Below are 651 nucleotides of genomic sequence, written 5' to 3' on the forward strand. Positions count from 1 at the left end.
ATAAACGTGTTCGTCGTCTTATGAGAGAGCTGGGTATTCAATCTATCATTCGAAAAAAACGTCCGTTTTATGGAAGAAAAACATCTGTGGTATTTAAAAATCATTTGAATCGAGAGTTTCAAGCTGAAAAGCAAAATCAAAAATTCGTAACAGATATTACTTATGTACGAATCGGAGAACAATTTGCCTATTTGTCAGCTGTGTTAGATTTATACAACAATGAAATTGTTGCCTGGAAGCTATCTTCAAGAAATGATTTAGATTTGGTTTTAACTACATTACGTCAATTAGAAGGGAAGTCATTAACTACTAAGCCCCTTTTCCATTCAGATCAAGGGTTTCAATATACATCTAAATCCTACGCAAAACAGTTAGAGAAATTAGGATTTGTCGGTAGTCATTCTAGACGTGGAAACTGTTTTGATAATGCGTGTATCGAATCATTCTTCTCACATTTAAAAACAGAGAAGTTGTATTTAGTGTGCCCAAAAACATATGAAATGGCCTACCGAGCAATTCAAGAATATATTCAATTTTATAATACAGAAAGATTCCAAGAAAAACTTCACGGCCTTTCCCCGATAGAATATCGGGAAAAGGCCGTGGCATAATACTCTTTTTATTACTGTCTACTTGACAGGGAGATGACCA

General features: G+C 34.6%; 1 pseudogene. It reads left to right on the plus strand.

From position 1 onward, the window contains the following. A pseudogene (locus tag QO049_RS30495) lies at window positions 1-611 on the plus strand (IS3-like element ISBth8 family transposase); the annotation flags it as partial. Window positions 612-651: the final 40 nt, after the last annotated feature.

The organism is Bacillus sp. RB3, assembly GCF_030164735.1.
Classification (GTDB): domain Bacteria; phylum Bacillota; class Bacilli; order Bacillales; family Bacillaceae_G; genus Bacillus_A; species Bacillus_A cereus.